The organism is Sulfurimonas sp., from assembly GCF_028713515.1.
GTDB lineage: Bacteria > Campylobacterota > Campylobacteria > Campylobacterales > Sulfurimonadaceae > Sulfurimonas.
In genome coordinates this window covers 51,471-68,903 of sequence record NZ_JAQTOD010000002.1, presented here as the reverse complement: position 1 = coordinate 68,903, position 17,433 = coordinate 51,471, and the positions used below count along the sequence as shown (strand labels likewise).

Here is a 17,433-nt window from a genome sequence, read left to right as displayed (position 1 = left end):
ATAGCACTATTAATGAGCAAAAAATTATATATTGAAACTCTAGGTTGTGCCATGAACTCTCGCGATAGTGAGCATATTATTGCGGAGCTTAGTGAAAAAGAGAATTATAAAACGACAACTGATATTTCAGAAGCTGACTTGATTTTAATAAATACATGTTCAGTTAGAGAAAAGCCAGTAGCTAAACTTTTTTCAGAACTTGGAATTTTTAATAAAAAGAAAAAAGATGGCGCAAAAATAGGTGTTTGTGGTTGTACTGCTTCACATCTGGGTGCAGAGATAATCAAGAGAGCTCCTTATGTTAATTTTGTTTTAGGTGCTAGAAATGTATCTAAAATTACAGATGTTATACATAGAGAAAGAGCTGTTGAGGTTGATATAAATTATGATGAGAGTGAGTTCGCCTTTGATGATTTTAGAACATCTCCATATAAGGCTTTTATAAATATATCCATTGGTTGTGATAAATCCTGTACATATTGTATTGTTCCAAAAACTCGCGGTGAAGAGATATCTATTCCTGATGAGCTTATATTGCGAGAAGCAAAAAGATCGGTTGAGAATGGAGCAAAAGAGATTTTTCTTTTGGGACAAAATGTAAATAACTATGGTCGCCGTTTTTCAGGCGAACATGAAAAAGTGAACTTTACAGAGCTTCTTCGTCGCTTAAGTGCGATTGATGGCTTAGAGCGCATTCGTTTTACCTCTCCACACCCATTTCATATGGATGATGAGTTTATAGATGAGTTTGCAAAAAATCCTAAAATCTGCAAGTCAATGCATATGCCACTTCAAAGTGGTTCCACTAAAGTTTTAAAAGATATGAAACGAGGTTATACAAAAGAGTGGTTTCTAGAAAGGGTTGAAAAACTTAGGGCTCTTTGTCCTGAGGTAAGCATATCCACCGATATAATCGTTGCCTTTCCGGGGGAGAGTAATGAAGATTTTCTAGATACGCTAGATGTAATGAACAGAGTAAAGTTTGATCAAATATTCTCTTTTAAATACTCTCCTCGTCCTGAGACAGAAGCTGAACACTTCACGAATGTGGTTGATGAAGATGTTGCATCTCTTAGATTGACGACCATCCAAGATTTGAACACCAAAATATTAGATGAGAAAAATAGCGTACAACTTGGAAAAATATATAGAGTTTACTTTGAAGATCTAAATAGTGACTATTTTGTAAGCGGACGGAGTGATGGCAATATGCTAATCAAAGCTAAAGGCTCAGATGAGCTTTTAGGTCAGTTTAGAGATGTTGAGATTACTGCAATTGGACGAACAATTTTAACTGGAAAGATTATTGATTAAAAAGTTTTTACGCGCTTTTGCGCTATTAGCTGTTCCTTTTCTTGCTTCAATTTTTATAAGAATCATCTACGCCACAAATAAAAAAAAGTTCTACTCTCCAGAGACAATCCCAGATGAATCAACTATATTTGCTTGTTGGCATGGAGAGCTTCTTATGTTGCCGTATGCATATCAGAAGTACAGAAAAACTCCTCATGCAAAAGTTTTAATCTCAAGCCATTTTGATGGTCTTTTAATCTCAAAAACTATCACTTATTTTGGATTGGGAACGATAGCTGGTTCAACAAACAGAAATGCTGCAAAAGTTCTAATCCAAGCCATAAAAGCTCTAAAAGATGGCTATGACATAGGCATCACTCCTGATGGCCCAAAAGGTCCAAGGCACAAAGTCGCAGACGGCATGATTGTCATGGCTCAAAAAACATCAAAAAAAATAGTACTAGTTAGAATAATTGCTTCTAAATATTGGCAGCTTAATAGTTGGGATAGGTTTATGATTCCTAAGCCTTTTGGAACCATAAGTTACTATATGACGCAACCAATAGCCATGGAAGACTTAGGGCTTGAAGAAGCACGAGATATGATTGAAAACAGACTCAACAACTATGAAAAAACAGATAAATAATCAGATAAAAGAGTTTCTAAAATACCTTGAAGAGATAAGAGGATATTCTGACTTGACCATAAAGAGTTATGATGAAACACTAAAAGAGGCATTTTTAAACCATAAAGAGAGTGAAGCTGCTAAAAATATAGAGATATTTCAAGAAGATAAAAACAGAATTTTTAATCTTATGCCCTATCGCATAAAAATCGCCTCACTTAATTCAAAAACCATAAGCAAAAAGCTCAGTGCAATCCGCTCATTTGCAAAATATTTAAACGACAAAGGAGAGAGAGTTGTTGTGAGAGCCGATGATAGTATTAAAGTTGCAAAAACTCTTCCGAAACCAATTTCACATAAAATCATTACTGAAGCATTGTTGTTGGCCGAACCATTTGAGAGGCTAATCGTAACCATGTTTTATGCTCTTGGAGTTAGAATATCTGAGTTAGCATCCCTTGAAACCAAAGACTTATCGCAAGGTTGGATTAGAGTTTTTGGTAAGGGAAGCAAACAGCGAGATATGCCTCTTTTGCCTATGCTTGAGGAGATGCTAAATGATTATCTTAGCTTATCAAAACAGAAAAAATTCATTTTTGAAAAAAATGGCGAAAAATTAAGCGAAAACAGTCTAAGATATATCGTAATAAAAGTATTTAAAAGAGTAAACATAAAAGTTTCACCACATCAGCTTCGTCATTCGTACGCGACAGAGCTCTTGAACAACAATGCGCCAATCGCAGATGTGAGTGAGCTTTTAGGACACTCATCTATGGCAACAACACAAATATACACAAAGCTGGGTAGTGCATTGAAGCAGAAAAATTATGATAAAGCACACCCACTTTGCGGAGCAGACAAGTAATGGCATTTAACTTTTTAGGTTTTATCTATACAAAAATCTTTATAAATATAGTTGTTGAAAACTTAACGACCATTGTTTATGTAGAGATCTACTCATCAAAAGGCACTCTAATGGAGAGCATTGAAAAGAAGTTTGATGTTTCTCAAGATAAAACTAGAATGTATAATTTTATAAAATCTTATAAAAAAGAGTCGCCGTTTCACTATATTTCAATTATTGATCACTCGTCAACTCAGTGTGCGGTTTCAACATGCAAAATTAACGAGATAGATAATCTCAATAGAGATAGTAAAATAAAGCTCGTATGCTATGCGAAAGATTTGGCATTTTATACACTAGAAAGCAGTATAAATTCTATAAAACGGGAATATAAGGAAGTTGGAGTTGATTTTATTTTCTCTCCTTTTTTGATTATGAGAGAGTTTTTTAAAGATAAAATAGAATTAACGATGGCAATGTTTATTTTAGTAGAGGAGAGCTATCTGTCTCTGGCTATTTTTGAGAACTCTAAATTATTGTTTGCAAAGTTTATAAATGCAGATCATTTGCTTGACGAGGAAGAGAACCCCTATGATAGTCAGCTATTGGATGATGATAGTGAAGAGTTATCTCTAGATATGGGGGAGATAGATTTAGATGATGTGGGTTTTGCAGAGGAGTACGCAAGCATAGAAAATCTGGATGATAGTGATGATATAAATGAATTTTCAGAAGAGAGTGAGATAAAAAAACCTCTAAGTGTCCCTGAAGAGAAATTGACTTTAAATGGTTTTGGTGAAGACTATCAAAGGTTTGTATCCATACAGGAGTCATTAAATAGTTTTTATAAAGATGAGAAATACGACAGCAGATTTGTTGAGGTTGTTTATATTGCTGATGCTATTGGGTTGAATCATGAACTAAAAGGATATCTAGAGGATGAGATGTTTTTGAGTGTCTACTCGCGAAAGATAGAGTTAGCCAAAGAGATTTGTAACCTTGCAAAGATAGAGATAAAATGAAATATAGCTATACAAAGGCATCCGGCAAAACAATTTTTACAAAAGAGTTTCAGCTTCTGTTTGCCTTTTTTAGTGTCACCATTTTTATGCTTTTTGCTACGCACAACCTTTTGTTACTAAAAAATCATAATTTTGAACAAGATATGGCAGAGACACTCAAGCAAAAAGATGATTTTGTAAAAAGTACAGAGAAGATGAAAAATGAGATAGCATACATAGAAAAACAAGTTGATTTATCTGAGGAAGTGTTTACGAAAAATAGCCTTCTTAAAGATAGCATAAGCAACTTATTTGATTTGGTGCCTGGAAGGATAGTTTTATCAGAAGCAAAAATAATGGAAAATGGCTTGATTTTATATGGTATCACGCCAAATCAGGATGTCTATAACTTTATGCTTTTAGCGCCTCTTCGATCAATCTTTCATCAAACTTATAGTAGTTTTTATCCTGCTGAAAATGGTTGGCTTCGATTTGTATCTACGAACTATCTAGAAGAGGAGACAGTAAGTGAAGAGTAGCATAACTAGACAAAGCATATATTTGTTGGCGCTCTCTACTGTGCTGTTGATATTTGTTTTTGTTTTCTCTTTTGCTGTTTTGATTCCAGAGGGAAAAGAGTATAGGTCTAAGCGATCTAAGTTAAAAAAAGAGAGTGTTGAACTTGCTCGTACAGTAGAGTTTCACGATGAAACAGCAACTGTATATAAAAAACTAAAAGCGGATAATTCACATATAATAGGTGCATTTAGTAGTGGCTTCTCTCCTGAAAAATTTGAAAAACAGCATAAAAGTTTTTTTAATTCATTGATGTTATCAAAAAAAATTGAAGTTGAGAGCGAAGATGACTTTAGTGTCTATGAAGTAAATACAAGCTCAAAAATCAGCTCGCCAAAGAGCTTTTACAACTTCTTGGATACCGTAAACAAGAGCGATTGGATAATATCTATAAACCTTCCAATAGATTTCAAAAGAGATGGTGAAATAATTAACTCATCGTTTAAAATGAAAGTTTATGGTAATAAAAAAGATTTAAACAGCAGTAAAACTAAAGAAGATGATATAAAAAAGTAAACACGATAAAAAGCAGACTAAATTCAAAAAAAAGATTTAACTTCCAATTAATATTTTTTTTATCTCTTGGAAAACTATATCATTTTTAAAAAGATATGGGCGAAGTTTAGGTTCTATTTTTAAAACCCTACACTCCTCTTTAAACTTCTTTGGCATAACAACTTCTCTTACAAATGGTGACATAAATATAAAATCACTATTTTGGCTAATTACAAATTTCCGTCCAACAACTACTGTTTTTTCACCCTTTAAAAGCTCTCTCTCTTTTGCGCTAAGCATATAAAGCTTCGATTTTAGATATTTATCTATCGCATAGATGCTGCTTCTTATATCGCCAAAATTTTTAAAATAAACAAACTCATCTTCAGAATAAACATCTATCTCTTTGATTAAACTGTCTCTATCCTCGTCTAAATACTCAAAGCTTTTTTTTATGCCACTTAGATGTTCGGCTAAAAGCGGATTTGAGTGGTTATGCCTAAAACTATTTCTTTTTATGTTTTCATAAAAATTGCTCTCATCTTCAAAATATTTAATTGAGCTATGTTTTAGATAAATGAGAAGCTCGCATTTATCTAAATGCAGAAGTGGGCGGATAAGTTTGTAGTTTTTTCTCTGCTCCAAAGTCCTCATGCCAGCGAGTTCTGCACAACCAGAGCCTTTGCAAAACTGCATAAGCATCCACTCAAAGCGATCTCCTAGATGATGTGCGCTTAGAAGATTTTCATATCCATGTTTTAAAATCAGCTCTTCAAAAAAATCATATCTAATTTCTCTGGCTTTTGCCTCAAAATTTGTTTTAATTTCTGCGGCATTGTGTATATGGCAAGTGAGATTGTGTAAAGTGCAAAGCTCTTTAGCGTAAGCAACTTCTTGTTTGCTCTGCTCTCGCACACCATAATTTACGATTGCAATGTCAAAGATGATGTTGTGTTTTATCAGAAGAAAAAATAGAGCCGTAGAGTCTGCTCCGCCAGAAAACGCTAAGAGATTTTTTCTGTCTTTTAGATGTGAAAGTGTTTTTTCTTTAAGCATTATCAACTGTTGCGGTTAAAATATCCCCTGCAATATCAGTTATTGTGGCACTATATATCTTGCCAAAGATTAGCTCGTTATCACTAGTTCTGTCGTTTATGTAAAGCTCGCCATCTATCTCAGGTGCCCAGATAAGCTCTTTCGCACTTAATATATACTCATGTTCGTCGCTCTCGCCATCTATAATAATCTTTACCTCTTTACCAATCTCATTTTTTAGAGATTTTTGCGTACACTCTGAGGCAATTTTTCCAAGAATTTTTGCTCTTTTTTCAATCGTTTTTGCTGGAATTTTATCGCTCATCTCGTGAGCTGGTGTTGTCTCTTCATCAGAATAGGCAAATACATTGATACGGTCAAAACCAAAAGATGCAGCAAATTCACACATCTCATCAAACATCTCTTGCGTCTCATTTGGATGCCCGACAATGAAACTGGTTCGTATAAATGAGTTAGGAAGCTCTCTCATAAACTCTAAAAGCTCAAGAGTCTCTTTTTTGCCAAATCCTCGCTTCATAATGCGAAGCATATCGTCGTTTATATGCTGAATAGGCATATCAAAATAGTTGTGAAAAATCTCACTTTTTGCAATGTTTTTTAGCAGGTTTATGGTTGTTGTGGATGGATAAAGGTAGAGGATTCTAGCACTTTTTACGCCATCAATTAGCTCGATTCTCTGCATCAGCAGACTTAGTCCATCTTTTATGTTTTGATCGCGAAGAAAAGATGAGCTGTCTTGTGAAACGAAAGAGAAATCATAGTACCCTTTTTTGACTAAGCCTTCAACTTCTTTGGCTATTGAGTCCAAGCTTCTTGAGTTTAGTTTGCCTTTAAAGGATGGAATCGCACAGAAGCTACAGGCTTGATTGCACCCCTCTGAGAGTTTTATATAAGCATGATAAGTTGAGCCCGTCACAACTCTCTCGGCTCCATCAATCAAAAAAACTTCACTAGAAAAACGGCTCTTTTTCTCAATCAAAAGCTCATCAATTTTGTCGTAATCGCCAACTCCTGTGAAAATATCAACCTCTGGCATATCTTTGGCTAACTCCTCTTTGTATCTTTCGCTCAAACATCCAGCCATTACTAAAACAGAGTCCTCTTTTCTTGCATCATGAAGGTTTAAAACTGTGTTTATAGACTCTTGCTTTGCTGCATCTATAAAACCACAAGTATTTACAATGATTACATCCGCCTCTTCTTGATTTTGTGTCAATTCAAAATTTTTTAGTTTACCCATCATAACTTCTGTGTCAACTAAATTTTTTGTACATCCTAGAGATACTATGTGAAGTTTATTGCCCATTTTTACTGCTTTTTATTGATATGCTACAAGGTTTGCCTTTTTAAGGCAGAATATATAAGCGGCATTATATCGTATAATGCCATTATGAAAATATATGATGTTTTGATTTTAGGTGCAGGAGCCAGCGGGCTGATGTGTGCCTCGCATTTGAGTAGAAAAAAAAGTGTTGCCATCATAGATGCAAATAGTAAGGTCGCAAAGAAACTAAAAATCTCTGGCGGTGGAAAATGCAATATTACCAATTTGTATGTTAGCGAAGATAACTATGATGGCAACAGTGATTTTGTATCCTGCTCTTTAAGCTGCTTCTCAAAAGATGATTTGCTAAATTATCTTGATAAAAATGGTGTGGAGCCTATTTTAAAAAAGAACCGTTACTATTTTTGCCAAAACTCATCTGATGAAATTATAGATATTTTAAAGAAGCAGAGCAGACACGCGGAGCTGTTTTTCGATAGAGAGATTCTGAGTGCTACAAAAAAAGATGATGTCTTTGAGGTTAAAACTACAAAAGGCTCATTTTGTACAAAAAAGCTAATTGTTGCAACTGGGGGTAAAAGCTTTAAAGAGCTTGGAGCTAGTGAGATAGGGCTTGATATCGCCAAGAGTTTTGGCGTTGAGGTAAAAGAGTTTACCCCAGCACTTGTTGGATTGACATTACAAAAAGAGCAGTTTTGGATGAAGGAGTTAAGCGGTCTTAGCTGTTTTGTCGCTATAAAGGTTGGAGGTAAAATCCTAAAAGAGGAGATGCTTTTTGCTCATCGTGGCATAAGCGGACCAGCCATTTTGTCTGCCTCGCTTTATTGGCAAAAGGGAAATATTTCAATAGATTTTTTACCAGATAACAATATTTTTGAGTTGATTGCCAATAGCAAAAAATTATTAAGCTCAGTGATTCCTTTGCCAAAAAGACTCTCTAAAGCCATACTGGATGCTTTGGGTGTAGAAGATATTGAGTGCAAAAAAATAACAAAAGAGGCAAGAGTAAATCTAGAAAAAATCCATAACTATGAGTTTGCTCCAGCTGGAAATTTTGGCTTCAGCAAAGCAGAAGTAAGTAGAGGTGGAGTTCTGAGTAGTGAGTTGAACTTTGCAACTTTAGAGTCGTTAAAGGTAAAAGATATGTATTTTATAGGTGAAGTAGTGGATGTCACTGGAGAGTTAGGTGGATACAATTTTCAATGGGCATTTAGCAGCGCGGTAATGTGTGCAAGGGCACTGGAGGATAGTTAAATAATGGTGCTCACAACTGGACTCGAACCAGTGACTTTTACCTTGTCGAGGTAAATATGCTACGCTATAGAGTGCCTATTTTATGAGGTTTTTAGACTTGTTAAAATCTAAAACCGCAATATTTACCGCAACATGTTTCAGTTTTTTTACACATTTGTATTCTTGATTTATTTTTTGACTCTCAATAGCAGCAGTAATATCTAATTCCGTCATAACAGTATCCTTTTTTATTTTTAATAATGATATCTGCATTGAGCTATCAATACAGCATTTTCAGTTACTTTATATACTAGCCTATGCTCTATGGTTATTCTTCTTGACCAATAGCCCGACCAGTTATACTTTAGCGGTTCAGGTTCACCGCTTCCCTTAAAGGGTTCTCTTGTTATCTCTTTGATAGGCGCATTGATCTTTTTTAGAATCTTTTTATCATTTTGTTGCCAATAGAGATAATCTTCCCAAGCTTGATTGGCAAATGTATGGAATGACCCCAATTTTAAAGATTTAGCTATAATAAACCAAAATATATTTTGTTATCTTTGGTGTTATATGGCATATTCAGAATCAGATACTCGTTCTAAGCTAATTGATCCTGCAATAAAGGATAGTGATTGGCTTGAATCAAACATTGTTAGAGAGTACTATTTTACTGATGGGCGAAAGCTTATAGGCGGTAAAAGAGGTAAAAGATACTTCGTTGATTACTTACTTACATATAAAAATACCAACCTTGCCATCATTGAAGCCAAAGCTGAATCAAAAGACCCACTGGATGGTTTACAACAATCTATCAACTATGCCCAACGACTCCGTATTGATTATGTCTACAGCACAAACGGACATAAAATCTATGAACACTCACTCAAAGAGGGAAAAGGAAGTTATATTGACAACTATCCAACTCCTGATGAACTATTTGAGAGAAAGTACGCTAAATCAACTCCTAAAGCAAAAGATGTAATTACTTACCCTTTTCACATAGAAGGAACGATGAAGCCTCGTTTCTATCAACAAGTAGCAGTTCAAAAAACCATAGAAGCTATTGCGGATAATAAAGACAGGGTGTTGCTTACACTGGCAACTGGAACGGGAAAAACCTACATCGCTTTTCAAATCGCATATAGACTGTTTCAATCCAAATGGAATAGAGATAATAGTGATAGAAGACCTAAGATACTCTTCTTAGCAGATAGAAATGTACTTAAAGACCAATCCATGAATACATTCAATCCACTTGAAAAAGATTGTGTTGAGATAAATGGAAAAGTCATCAAAAAACGAGGCGGTAAAGTTCCAACAGCTGGAAACATATTTTTTGCCATCTACCAATCAATAGCTGAAAATAAAAACAGAGTTCTAGAGACTTCAGAAGAAGAACAAGAAGATGATGTAACCGCATACTATAAACAGTATCCATCAAATTTCTTTGACTTAATTATCATTGATGAGTGCCATCGTGGTAGTGCAAATGATGAGAGTTCTTGGAGAGCTATTTTAAATCATTTCGGAAGTGCTGTTCACTTAGGACTTACAGCAACACCGAAAAGAGATGATAATGGAGACACCTACAAATATTTTGGTGACCCTATCTATGAATACTCTCTAAAAGACGGCATCAACGATGGTTTCTTAACTCCTTATAAAGTCAAAAGAATTCAAACAAATATAGATGAGTACAGATTTGACCCAAATGATATTATCACTGGCGAGTTAGAAAAACAGATAGTGGAACTTGATAGATTTGAGCGAGAAGTTGTCATCCCCAAAAGAACAGAACTATTGGCAAAAACAATCTTAGAAAATATGAATACTATGGATAAAACCATAGTGTTTTGTGTAAATCAAAAACATGCGATGGATATGAAAGCAGCTATTGATAAGTTTAAAACTATCAAAGACAGTAACTACTGTGTAAGGGTTACATCTGATGAGGGCGAAATAGGTAGAGGTTTCTTGGAGATGTTTCAAAACAACGATAGAGATATACCTACGATACTTACAAGTTCAAAAATGCTTACAACTGGTGTAGATGCCAAAAATGTTAGAAATGTCGTGCTTACTGCACCTATTAGATCAATGACAGAGTTTAAACAGATTATTGGTCGTGGAACTCGTGTGTTTGAGGGTAAAGATTTCTTTACTATTATGGACTTTGTAGGGGCTACAAACTTGTTCTATGACCCTGCTTGGGACGGAGAAGATTTGCCCCTAAATGGAAGCGGAGAAAAACAACAAAAAGAGCCAAAAGAAAAGACTGATACAACAGATCGTGATGATATAGAAACAGGTGATGACAAGCCTAAAAATGAAAAAGTAACGATTGACATCAAAGGTAAAAAGCTTAAAGTAATCAACATAGAAACAACCTATGTCGGTGAAGACGGTATCCCGCTCAAAACTGAAGATTATCTGGAATTACTCATCGGTGTATTGGGAAAATTTTATAATGATGAAGATGGGTTAAGAGAGATATGGAGCAACCCAAAAAATAGAAAAGACCTACTCAATAAACTTCGTGAGATGAATATAGATGAATCTCAACTCAATGATCTAAAAGTAATATTTGAAGCAGAGAATAGTGATATATATGATGTGCTCACTCATATATCATTTAACCTAGACATAAAAACCAGAAGCGAAAGAGTCTTACATGTAGAGAACTCTGAGTTTGTAGAGAAGTTTCATAACGAAAAAGCTAAAGAATTTATAGAGTTTATTTTAAAACGATATGAAAAAGACGGTGTTAAAGAGCTAGATGAAGACAAGCTGGGTAAGTTGGTTGACCTAAGTGGACTTGGAACCGTTAGAGAAGTGGCAGGGAACTTTGGCGGAATACCGCAGATGAGAGATGAGTATTTTGAGTTACAGAGGGAGATTTATAGATAATATGGATAAGCTACCACTAACCAAACAAATAAAAACTGAAGCTACTCTAAAAAAAGCCATATCAGCAAACCGTGCTTTAGCAAATCTAACATGTACGCTATGTTAAAAAAAGTAAAAATATTTAACATAGTTTCCGACCTATGTTAAAAAACAGTAAAATCTATACATATAAAAAAGGCAAAACTTGGAAAGTAAAATAAACAGAATAACAGACATCCTAAGAAGAGATGACGGTATCAGTGGTGCTATGATGTACACTGAGCAAATATCGTGGATACTTTTCTTAAAATTTCTTAGTGATTTAGAAGACTCTAAAGCTGATGAAGCACTTTTAAATGGGCAGGAATATACTTACATTTTAGATGATAAATTTAAGTGGAGTTCTTGGGCAGTTCCTAAAAAAGATGGGAAGAGTGACCTTATCAATGCTAAGAGTGGTGAAGACCTTTTGGAGTTTACAAATAAAGAACTGTTTCCTTATCTCAAAGGGTTCAAGTCTATCACTGGGGATCCTAAATCTATTAAGTATAAAATCGGTGCTATATTTGAATACTTAGACAACCGTATCGCTAATGGTCATACGCTTAGAGAGGTGTTAGACATCATAGATGCTATGGACTTTCACAATCAAGCTGATCTGTTTCAACTCTCGCTTATCTATGAAAAACTTCTCAAAGACATGGGGAGTGACGGCGGTAACAGTGGGGAGTTTTACACTCCTCGCCCACTTATCAAAGTCATTGTCGATGTGCTAGACCCAAAAGTTGGGCAGAGTATTTACGACCCTGCCGTGGGAAGCTGTGGATTTCTCATCGAAGCGTACAACCACATACGCTACACCGATATCAAAGCGAACAAACAGCGAGAACTCTCAACAGAGCAGTTGAAGTTTTTGAACGAAGAGACATTTTTCGGCAATGAAAAAACTCCGCTTAGCTATGTAATGGGTGTTATGAATATGATACTTCACGGAGTAGAATCGCCAAACATCGCAAAAGCAAATACTCTCACAAAAGACATACGAGGCTTGGAAGAAAAGGACAGATTTGACTGCATCTTGGCAAACCCTCCTTTTGGCGGAAAAGAGAACGACAGCATCCAGCAGAACTTCCCCATCAAGTCAAACGCTACCGAACTGCTCTTTTTACAGCACATGATGAACCATCTCAAACTTGGCGGCAAATGCGGTGTGGTTATCCCCGAGGGTGTTTTGTTTCAAACAAACAACGCTTTTAAGTCGGTTAAACAAGAGCTTTTGGAGCGTTTCAATGTTCATACCGTGCTTAGTCTTCCCGCAGGCATATTTTTGCCATACAGCGGCGTAAAAACAAATGTCATCTTTTTTGAGAGAAAGGGAAGCACCTCGGACATCTTTTACTACGAAGTAAATCCGCCCTACAAGCTCACAAAAAACAAACCAATCCAGTACGAACACTTCAAAGAGTTCTTAGATGTATGGCAAGACAGAACGCTTACATGTAACTCTTGGATTCTACATGTCAATGACATAAAAGAGTTTGACATTAGTGCTAAAAATCCAAACAAAAATGAGACCATAGAGCATAAATCACCCATAGAGTTGGTTGAAAATATCAAGCTAAATAACAGCGAAATAAATGATTTGATGGATGAGATTGAGGCTATATTGATTGGGAAAGATATCAATGAGTGAGTTGTATGAGCTTCCTGATGGGTGGGAGTGGAGAAAATTACCTGACATAGTTCAAATAGGCTGTAAAAAGGGTTTTTCTCCAACTATAACAGAAGGAAAAGTTCCTTTTATTGGCATGTCAAATATTGATGAACAAGGTGGACGCAATACAGAATTTGAATTCGAAGATTTTGCTAAGGTTTCTAAAGGAAAAGTTAAATTTCAAAAGGACGCTATCTTAGTAGGAAAAATAACTCCTTGTACACAAAACAATAAAGTTACAATCGTACCTAAAGATATCAACGGTGGATATGCAACTACTGAAGTTTATGCGTTACATGCTCTTGAGCATTTGCTACCTTTATACTTAAATTATTTTATTCGTAGTAATTCAATAAATGAATATCTTGTAAGTACAATGATTGGAGCAACAGGACGACAACGAGTACCGTCAGAAGCAATTAAGAATCTTGATATCCCCCTCCCGCCACTCCCAGAACAGCAGAGAATAGTTTCAAAATTGGATTTGCTCTTTGAAAAAATAGATAAATCAATAGCCCTGCATCAAAAAAACATGGACGAAGCCAACGCATTTATGGGAAGTGTTTTGAATGATGTCTTTGGAGAGTTGGAAGATAAGTATGAGAAGAAACCTTTAAATAAAATAGTTGATAATTATGACGGAAAAAGAATACCAATAAAATCAACTGATAGAGAAAATATAAACGGACAATACCCATATTATGGAGCAAGTGGAATAATAGATTATGTAAATGATTATATTTTTGAAGGTGAATATTTACTTATAAGTGAAGATGGGGCAAATTTAACAGTAAGAAAATATCCTATTGCATTTATTGCAAATGGCAAGTTTTGGGTAAATAACCATGCCCATATTGTAAAAGCAAAAGAAAATATATCAACAAATAAGTTTATGGAATATGCTTTTGCATGTACAGATATAAGTGGCTATATAACAGGTTCTGCTCAACCAAAAATGAGTCAAGGTAAAATGAATTTGATAGAATTTGCACTTCCACCCCTCCAAATCCAACAAAAAGTAGTTACATACCTAGACGAAATCTCTCAAAAAACAGAAAAAATAAAACAGCTCCAAAAAGAGAAGATGGATAGCCTCAAAGCCCTGAAAGCTTCCATCTTAGACAGTGCATTCAGAGGAGAATTATAAACTATATGGGAATTGAAAAAGATATTGAGTTTGGGTGGTTATGCAAGCTAATACAAAAACTAACTAAGAAAAGAGATTGTGTAGACGGTGTTTTAAAAGTTTTATGGTGGGTGGGATTTTTAACGCTTGTAGGGTTATTTATTGCTATGTGGTTTGTAGATGAACCGACTATGTTAATTGGAGCTTTCGCAATACTCATTGCAGCATTTACAGCATCTTTTTCTGTTATGCGTTCCATAAATCATTCAGCACTTATGGAAGAAAAGAAGCGATTAAATGAGATACATAAACGCCAAGAATATGTATTGCAACTACTTTTTAATTTGCAAGAGTTACTCATAAATTTAAATCAAGGTTTGCACGCTTTATCTCAGAGAGAGCCGTTACCTCATACAGTTGAAGATATAAATCAACGGATAAAACGCTATAACAAGATACTTAGATATCTTGAGTCTGAAAGTACATTAATTCACTTGGATAGTGAAGAGATAAAAACAATTTTTGACATTGTAGAAGGTAGTGAGAAATGGCTAAAAACAGTAAATATGTTTTTAGAAAAACTAGTTATTCATCTCAACCCTGATGATATTGAGGGCTATGAGAGTTATTATCTACATTTAGAATGGTTAATACCAGAAGCTAAAAAATTATTTGCGAGAGAGTTGGCTTAAAACCAGATATGTCATAGCTGTAACATTGACAATATTATCTATATATGATAACATTATTAATAGTACTTATTATCTATATATGATAACTTTTTTAATAGTACTTATTATTGTTATAGGATGAATTATGATAGCACCGATAGATTTTATAAGAGAAAAGTATATTGAACCAAATAAAATCACTCAAGATAAATTATGTAAGTCACTTGATATTGGTAAAAAAACTATAAGTGAGTTATATCAGCATAAAAGAGGTTTTACAATACATACTGCAAAAAAATTTGCAAAGTTTTTTAATATAAAACCAGAGTTTATTTTAATGAAGCAGTTGGAGTATGATTTTGCAAATGACAAGTATGAATATTCTCATATTAAACCCTTTAAAGTTATAAATGAAGAGGAAATAAAGCTAAATACTGCCAAGTGGATATTGTCTACAATTAACAATTCTATAAGTGACAAAAAGATGCACTATAGTGTTGATGATCTATATAAAATTTTTACAAGTGAGAAAATAGACAAAAAATATAATTATGCTATATCAACACTTTTTAAAGAGGTTTCTTATGAAGATGTTGTTAAGTATTGTAAGCTTTACGGTATTAAAAAAAATGTAATAAAAAGAGTTTATGAGTATTATTTAGATCAGTTTAACGTAAAGGCAATAAAAGAGTATGAGTGGTTATTTGAAGAACTTTAAAATACAGATAGAGACACTAAATAAGGTCTACTATGAATTGATACAAGGTATTGAAAATCAAGTTAGCCTTGAAAACTGGTGGGTCTTTGGTGGTGGAACAGCCTTATCTATGTTTCATTTCAATCATAGAAAATCTTTTGATGTAGATATTTTTATAACTGAAGCTCAAGTTTTTGATTTTTTAAATCCTAAGTGGTATATAGATGAGACAACTCTGTTTGACCAAACTGAGTACAGATTTGATGGTATGAATAATCATGTGCAACTAAAAACCAGAGATGGCATAAAAGTAGATTTTTTACTCAATGAAGCAATCATAAACAGACCTGTTTTAAACACAATAATACCGCTTGATTTTGAGCTGTACTATGAAAGTATTGAGGATATAATCGCTAAAAAGGTCAAGTGGAGAAAAGAAGACAATTTAACAAGAGATATTTTTGATTTAGCAGTTGCTATTTCAAAAAATGATAACATATTAAAAGACCTAATTGAATCCAGATTTATAGCTTATGAAGATTTAGATAAATTGACCCAAAGTTTAGATTCTCTCAATTTGGATCTATATAAATTGGAACTTGAAAAAATAGAGCCGCAAGGTGATGAGTATTTAGATATAGCAAACAGAGCGAAAGAGATTATTCAGGCAAATATAAAAGAGTTACAAGCGTAGATGTAAGTACAAAATTCATAGATAAGGAGACCGTTAAATATTTTGAACACTCTCGTCAAATTAGTTAACATGGATATCAGTGAGACCGTTCAGAGTTTTGTGTCAGTAACCGATAGTCATTAAAATTATATCATATTCAATTTTGAGTCAGTATTTCTAAGAAAGTTCCAAAACCTACAGGTTAAGTAACAGTCTAAATTATTTGTAGCATTAATAGAATGCTAATAATATTTTTTAGAAAATTTTCTATAAGAAACCTCTACAGTAGTATTAAAAGTTTTATTTATAATCTTGTACTACTTTATACTTTATTGAGATATTTGTGGCATCTAATACTTCAATTCTTAAACCTTTAAATCCTATCATCGTTGTACCATTTGAATTAATCTCGTATTCTATATCTTGTGTAAATGCAGGTCTTGCTAAGTTATCTTTAAATTCTCTAAAAGACACTTTTATCTGATTCCCTATTTTTCCTTGATACAACACAAGATATTTAAAAGAATCCTCGACAAAAGTAGGTGGTGTTCGTTTTGTGTAATAAGGAACAGGCTTTACTAATTTATACGCATTCTCATAATAATCGTCAAAGATATAGTTAAAAGTTCCTGTTTTATTCAAGTCTAAAAAACAATATTCTCCATACTGAAATTCATTCATTTTAAAACCACAGAGTGCATACATTTTCTTATCATTAGATATCCGGAGGACATCATTAATTGTGACTTTTTTAGACTTTATATAACCTTCTTCCGTAGTAATACTGTTTGGTGTAATATTGTCTACAAAATTATTTATCATGCCAGTTAATGCTGCATTTTTTTGAACTTCAATGGATTTTTCTTTATTTTTTCCAGAAATAATATCTTGCAAGGTAAGATTATCCGAAATATAATCAGTAGAGGCATCTTTTAATTGAACCGTTTTTGTATCATAAAAATACAAGTTTTGTTTTTCGTAGATATTTTCTCCTACTTCCGCTACATTAATGGTATTAAGCTCTGGTATATGTTGAATAAACTTACCATTTTTAAGATTTGAATCGTGATACAAGGAAAAAGTTGTTTTTTCTTGATTAGGAATAGGATTTACACACCCATGAAATAATAATGTTACAAATAGCATAAAAGAAAATTTCAACATTGTGTCACCTTATAATATTTTTATTTCATTATACATTTTTAAACTAACTCTTTGCTTATAATATGTTAGCCCCATGTAAAAAAATTTATTAGAA

18 protein-coding genes are annotated in these 17,433 nt (G+C 33.9%); 13 read left to right on the top strand and 5 right to left on the bottom strand.

What is annotated here, in order from left to right; genetic code table 11:
- The first annotated feature begins 12 nt into the window (after positions 1-12).
- The 6 genes from miaB to PHV22_RS04475 are packed head-to-tail and all read left to right on the top strand — an operon-like array spanning position 13 to position 4,855.
- Positions 13-1,314, top strand: coding sequence for a tRNA (N6-isopentenyl adenosine(37)-C2)-methylthiotransferase MiaB (miaB, locus tag PHV22_RS04500; protein WP_299946043.1), 1,302 nt, complete (start codon positions 13-15; stop codon positions 1,312-1,314).
- Positions 1,307-1,939 (top strand): lysophospholipid acyltransferase family protein, encoded by a 633-nt coding sequence (locus PHV22_RS04495; RefSeq protein WP_299946040.1) that lies wholly within the window; start codon positions 1,307-1,309, stop codon positions 1,937-1,939. The genes miaB and PHV22_RS04495 overlap by 8 nt, the downstream gene beginning before the upstream one ends.
- Entirely contained in the window at positions 1,899-2,783 is an 885-nt protein-coding gene (locus PHV22_RS04490; protein ID WP_299946037.1) for a tyrosine-type recombinase/integrase, read from the top strand. Before PHV22_RS04495 ends, PHV22_RS04490 begins: the two co-directional genes overlap by 41 nt.
- Positions 2,783-3,784 carry a hypothetical protein gene (locus PHV22_RS04485; protein WP_299946034.1) on the top strand — a complete coding sequence of 334 codons (1,002 nt, stop codon included), beginning with the start codon at positions 2,783-2,785 and terminating at the stop codon, positions 3,782-3,784. The genes PHV22_RS04490 and PHV22_RS04485 overlap by 1 nt, the downstream gene beginning before the upstream one ends.
- A complete protein-coding gene (locus PHV22_RS04480; protein WP_299946031.1) occupies positions 3,781-4,302 on the top strand; it encodes a hypothetical protein in 522 nt (173 codons plus the stop codon). The genes PHV22_RS04485 and PHV22_RS04480 overlap by 4 nt, the downstream gene beginning before the upstream one ends.
- Positions 4,292-4,855, top strand: coding sequence for a hypothetical protein (locus PHV22_RS04475; protein ID WP_299946028.1), 564 nt, complete (start codon positions 4,292-4,294; stop codon positions 4,853-4,855). The genes PHV22_RS04480 and PHV22_RS04475 overlap by 11 nt, the downstream gene beginning before the upstream one ends.
- 36 nt (positions 4,856-4,891) lie before the next feature.
- Here PHV22_RS04475 and tilS read toward each other — a convergent pair whose 3' ends face one another.
- Both tilS and rimO read right to left on the bottom strand, forming a co-directional pair.
- Positions 4,892-5,890 (bottom strand): tRNA lysidine(34) synthetase TilS, encoded by a 999-nt coding sequence (gene tilS, locus PHV22_RS04470; RefSeq protein ID WP_295022209.1) that lies wholly within the window; start codon positions 5,888-5,890, stop codon positions 4,892-4,894.
- Complete coding sequence (rimO, locus tag PHV22_RS04465) at positions 5,883-7,196, bottom strand: 30S ribosomal protein S12 methylthiotransferase RimO (protein ID WP_295022211.1); 1,314 nt, start codon at positions 7,194-7,196, stop codon at positions 5,883-5,885. The genes tilS and rimO overlap by 8 nt, the downstream gene beginning before the upstream one ends.
- 84 nt (positions 7,197-7,280) lie before the next feature.
- Between rimO and PHV22_RS04460 the strand changes: the two genes are divergently transcribed.
- Positions 7,281-8,429 (top strand): aminoacetone oxidase family FAD-binding enzyme, encoded by a 1,149-nt coding sequence (locus tag PHV22_RS04460; RefSeq protein WP_295022213.1) that lies wholly within the window; start codon positions 7,281-7,283, stop codon positions 8,427-8,429.
- Positions 8,430-8,504: 75 nt separating this feature from the next.
- On the opposite strand, the gene PHV22_RS04455 is transcribed toward PHV22_RS04460, so the two are convergent.
- Both PHV22_RS04455 and PHV22_RS04450 read right to left on the bottom strand, forming a co-directional pair.
- Positions 8,505-8,642 carry a hypothetical protein gene (locus PHV22_RS04455; RefSeq protein WP_295022214.1) on the bottom strand — a complete coding sequence of 46 codons (138 nt, stop codon included), beginning with the start codon at positions 8,640-8,642 and terminating at the stop codon, positions 8,505-8,507.
- Between the two features lie 20 nt (positions 8,643-8,662).
- Complete coding sequence (locus PHV22_RS04450; RefSeq protein WP_295022216.1) at positions 8,663-8,923, bottom strand: Txe/YoeB family addiction module toxin; 261 nt, start codon at positions 8,921-8,923, stop codon at positions 8,663-8,665.
- Between the two features lie 55 nt (positions 8,924-8,978).
- Between PHV22_RS04450 and hsdR the strand changes: the two genes are divergently transcribed.
- From hsdR to PHV22_RS04420, 6 genes are all read left to right on the top strand, one after another.
- Entirely contained in the window at positions 8,979-11,315 is a 2,337-nt protein-coding gene (gene hsdR, locus PHV22_RS04445; protein ID WP_295022218.1) for an EcoAI/FtnUII family type I restriction enzme subunit R, read from the top strand.
- A gap of 184 nt (positions 11,316-11,499) precedes the next feature.
- A complete protein-coding gene (locus PHV22_RS04440; protein ID WP_299946021.1) occupies positions 11,500-12,987 on the top strand; it encodes a class I SAM-dependent DNA methyltransferase in 1,488 nt (495 codons plus the stop codon).
- Positions 12,980-14,155 (top strand): restriction endonuclease subunit S, encoded by a 1,176-nt coding sequence (locus tag PHV22_RS04435; RefSeq protein ID WP_299946018.1) that lies wholly within the window; start codon positions 12,980-12,982, stop codon positions 14,153-14,155. Before PHV22_RS04440 ends, PHV22_RS04435 begins: the two co-directional genes overlap by 8 nt.
- Positions 14,156-14,160: 5 nt before the next feature.
- Positions 14,161-14,826 (top strand): hypothetical protein, encoded by a 666-nt coding sequence (locus PHV22_RS04430; protein ID WP_299946015.1) that lies wholly within the window; start codon positions 14,161-14,163, stop codon positions 14,824-14,826.
- 124 nt (positions 14,827-14,950) lie between these two features.
- The gene (locus PHV22_RS04425) at positions 14,951-15,523 is read left to right on the top strand and encodes a helix-turn-helix domain-containing protein (protein WP_299946012.1); all 573 of its coding nucleotides are present in this window, start codon (positions 14,951-14,953) and stop codon (positions 15,521-15,523) included.
- Complete coding sequence (locus PHV22_RS04420; RefSeq protein ID WP_299946010.1) at positions 15,510-16,196, top strand: nucleotidyl transferase AbiEii/AbiGii toxin family protein; 687 nt, start codon at positions 15,510-15,512, stop codon at positions 16,194-16,196. Before PHV22_RS04425 ends, PHV22_RS04420 begins: the two co-directional genes overlap by 14 nt.
- Before the next feature lie 279 nt (positions 16,197-16,475).
- On the opposite strand, the gene PHV22_RS04415 is transcribed toward PHV22_RS04420, so the two are convergent.
- Positions 16,476-17,339, bottom strand: coding sequence for a hypothetical protein (locus PHV22_RS04415; protein ID WP_295022228.1), 864 nt, complete (start codon positions 17,337-17,339; stop codon positions 16,476-16,478).
- Positions 17,340-17,433 lie beyond the last annotated feature (94 nt).

Coding starts and splice junctions, on each gene's coding strand:
- miaB (WP_299946043.1), top strand. CDS start 13: ATGAGCAAAAAATTATATATTGAAACTCTAGGTTGTGCCATGAACTCT.
- PHV22_RS04485 (WP_299946034.1), top strand. CDS start 2,783: ATGGCATTTAACTTTTTAGGTTTTATCTATACAAAAATCTTTATAAAT.
- PHV22_RS04480 (WP_299946031.1), top strand. CDS start 3,781: ATGAAATATAGCTATACAAAGGCATCCGGCAAAACAATTTTTACAAAA.
- tilS (WP_295022209.1), bottom strand. CDS start 5,890: ATGCTTAAAGAAAAAACACTTTCACATCTAAAAGACAGAAAAAATCTC.
- rimO (WP_295022211.1), bottom strand. CDS start 7,196: ATGGGCAATAAACTTCACATAGTATCTCTAGGATGTACAAAAAATTTA.
- PHV22_RS04460 (WP_295022213.1), top strand. CDS start 7,281: ATGAAAATATATGATGTTTTGATTTTAGGTGCAGGAGCCAGCGGGCTG.
- PHV22_RS04455 (WP_295022214.1), bottom strand. CDS start 8,642: ATGACGGAATTAGATATTACTGCTGCTATTGAGAGTCAAAAAATAAAT.
- hsdR (WP_295022218.1), top strand. CDS start 8,979: ATGGCATATTCAGAATCAGATACTCGTTCTAAGCTAATTGATCCTGCA.
- PHV22_RS04435 (WP_299946018.1), top strand. CDS start 12,980: ATGAGTGAGTTGTATGAGCTTCCTGATGGGTGGGAGTGGAGAAAATTA.
- PHV22_RS04430 (WP_299946015.1), top strand. CDS start 14,161: ATGGGAATTGAAAAAGATATTGAGTTTGGGTGGTTATGCAAGCTAATA.
- PHV22_RS04425 (WP_299946012.1), top strand. CDS start 14,951: ATGATAGCACCGATAGATTTTATAAGAGAAAAGTATATTGAACCAAAT.
- PHV22_RS04415 (WP_295022228.1), bottom strand. CDS start 17,339: ATGTTGAAATTTTCTTTTATGCTATTTGTAACATTATTATTTCATGGG.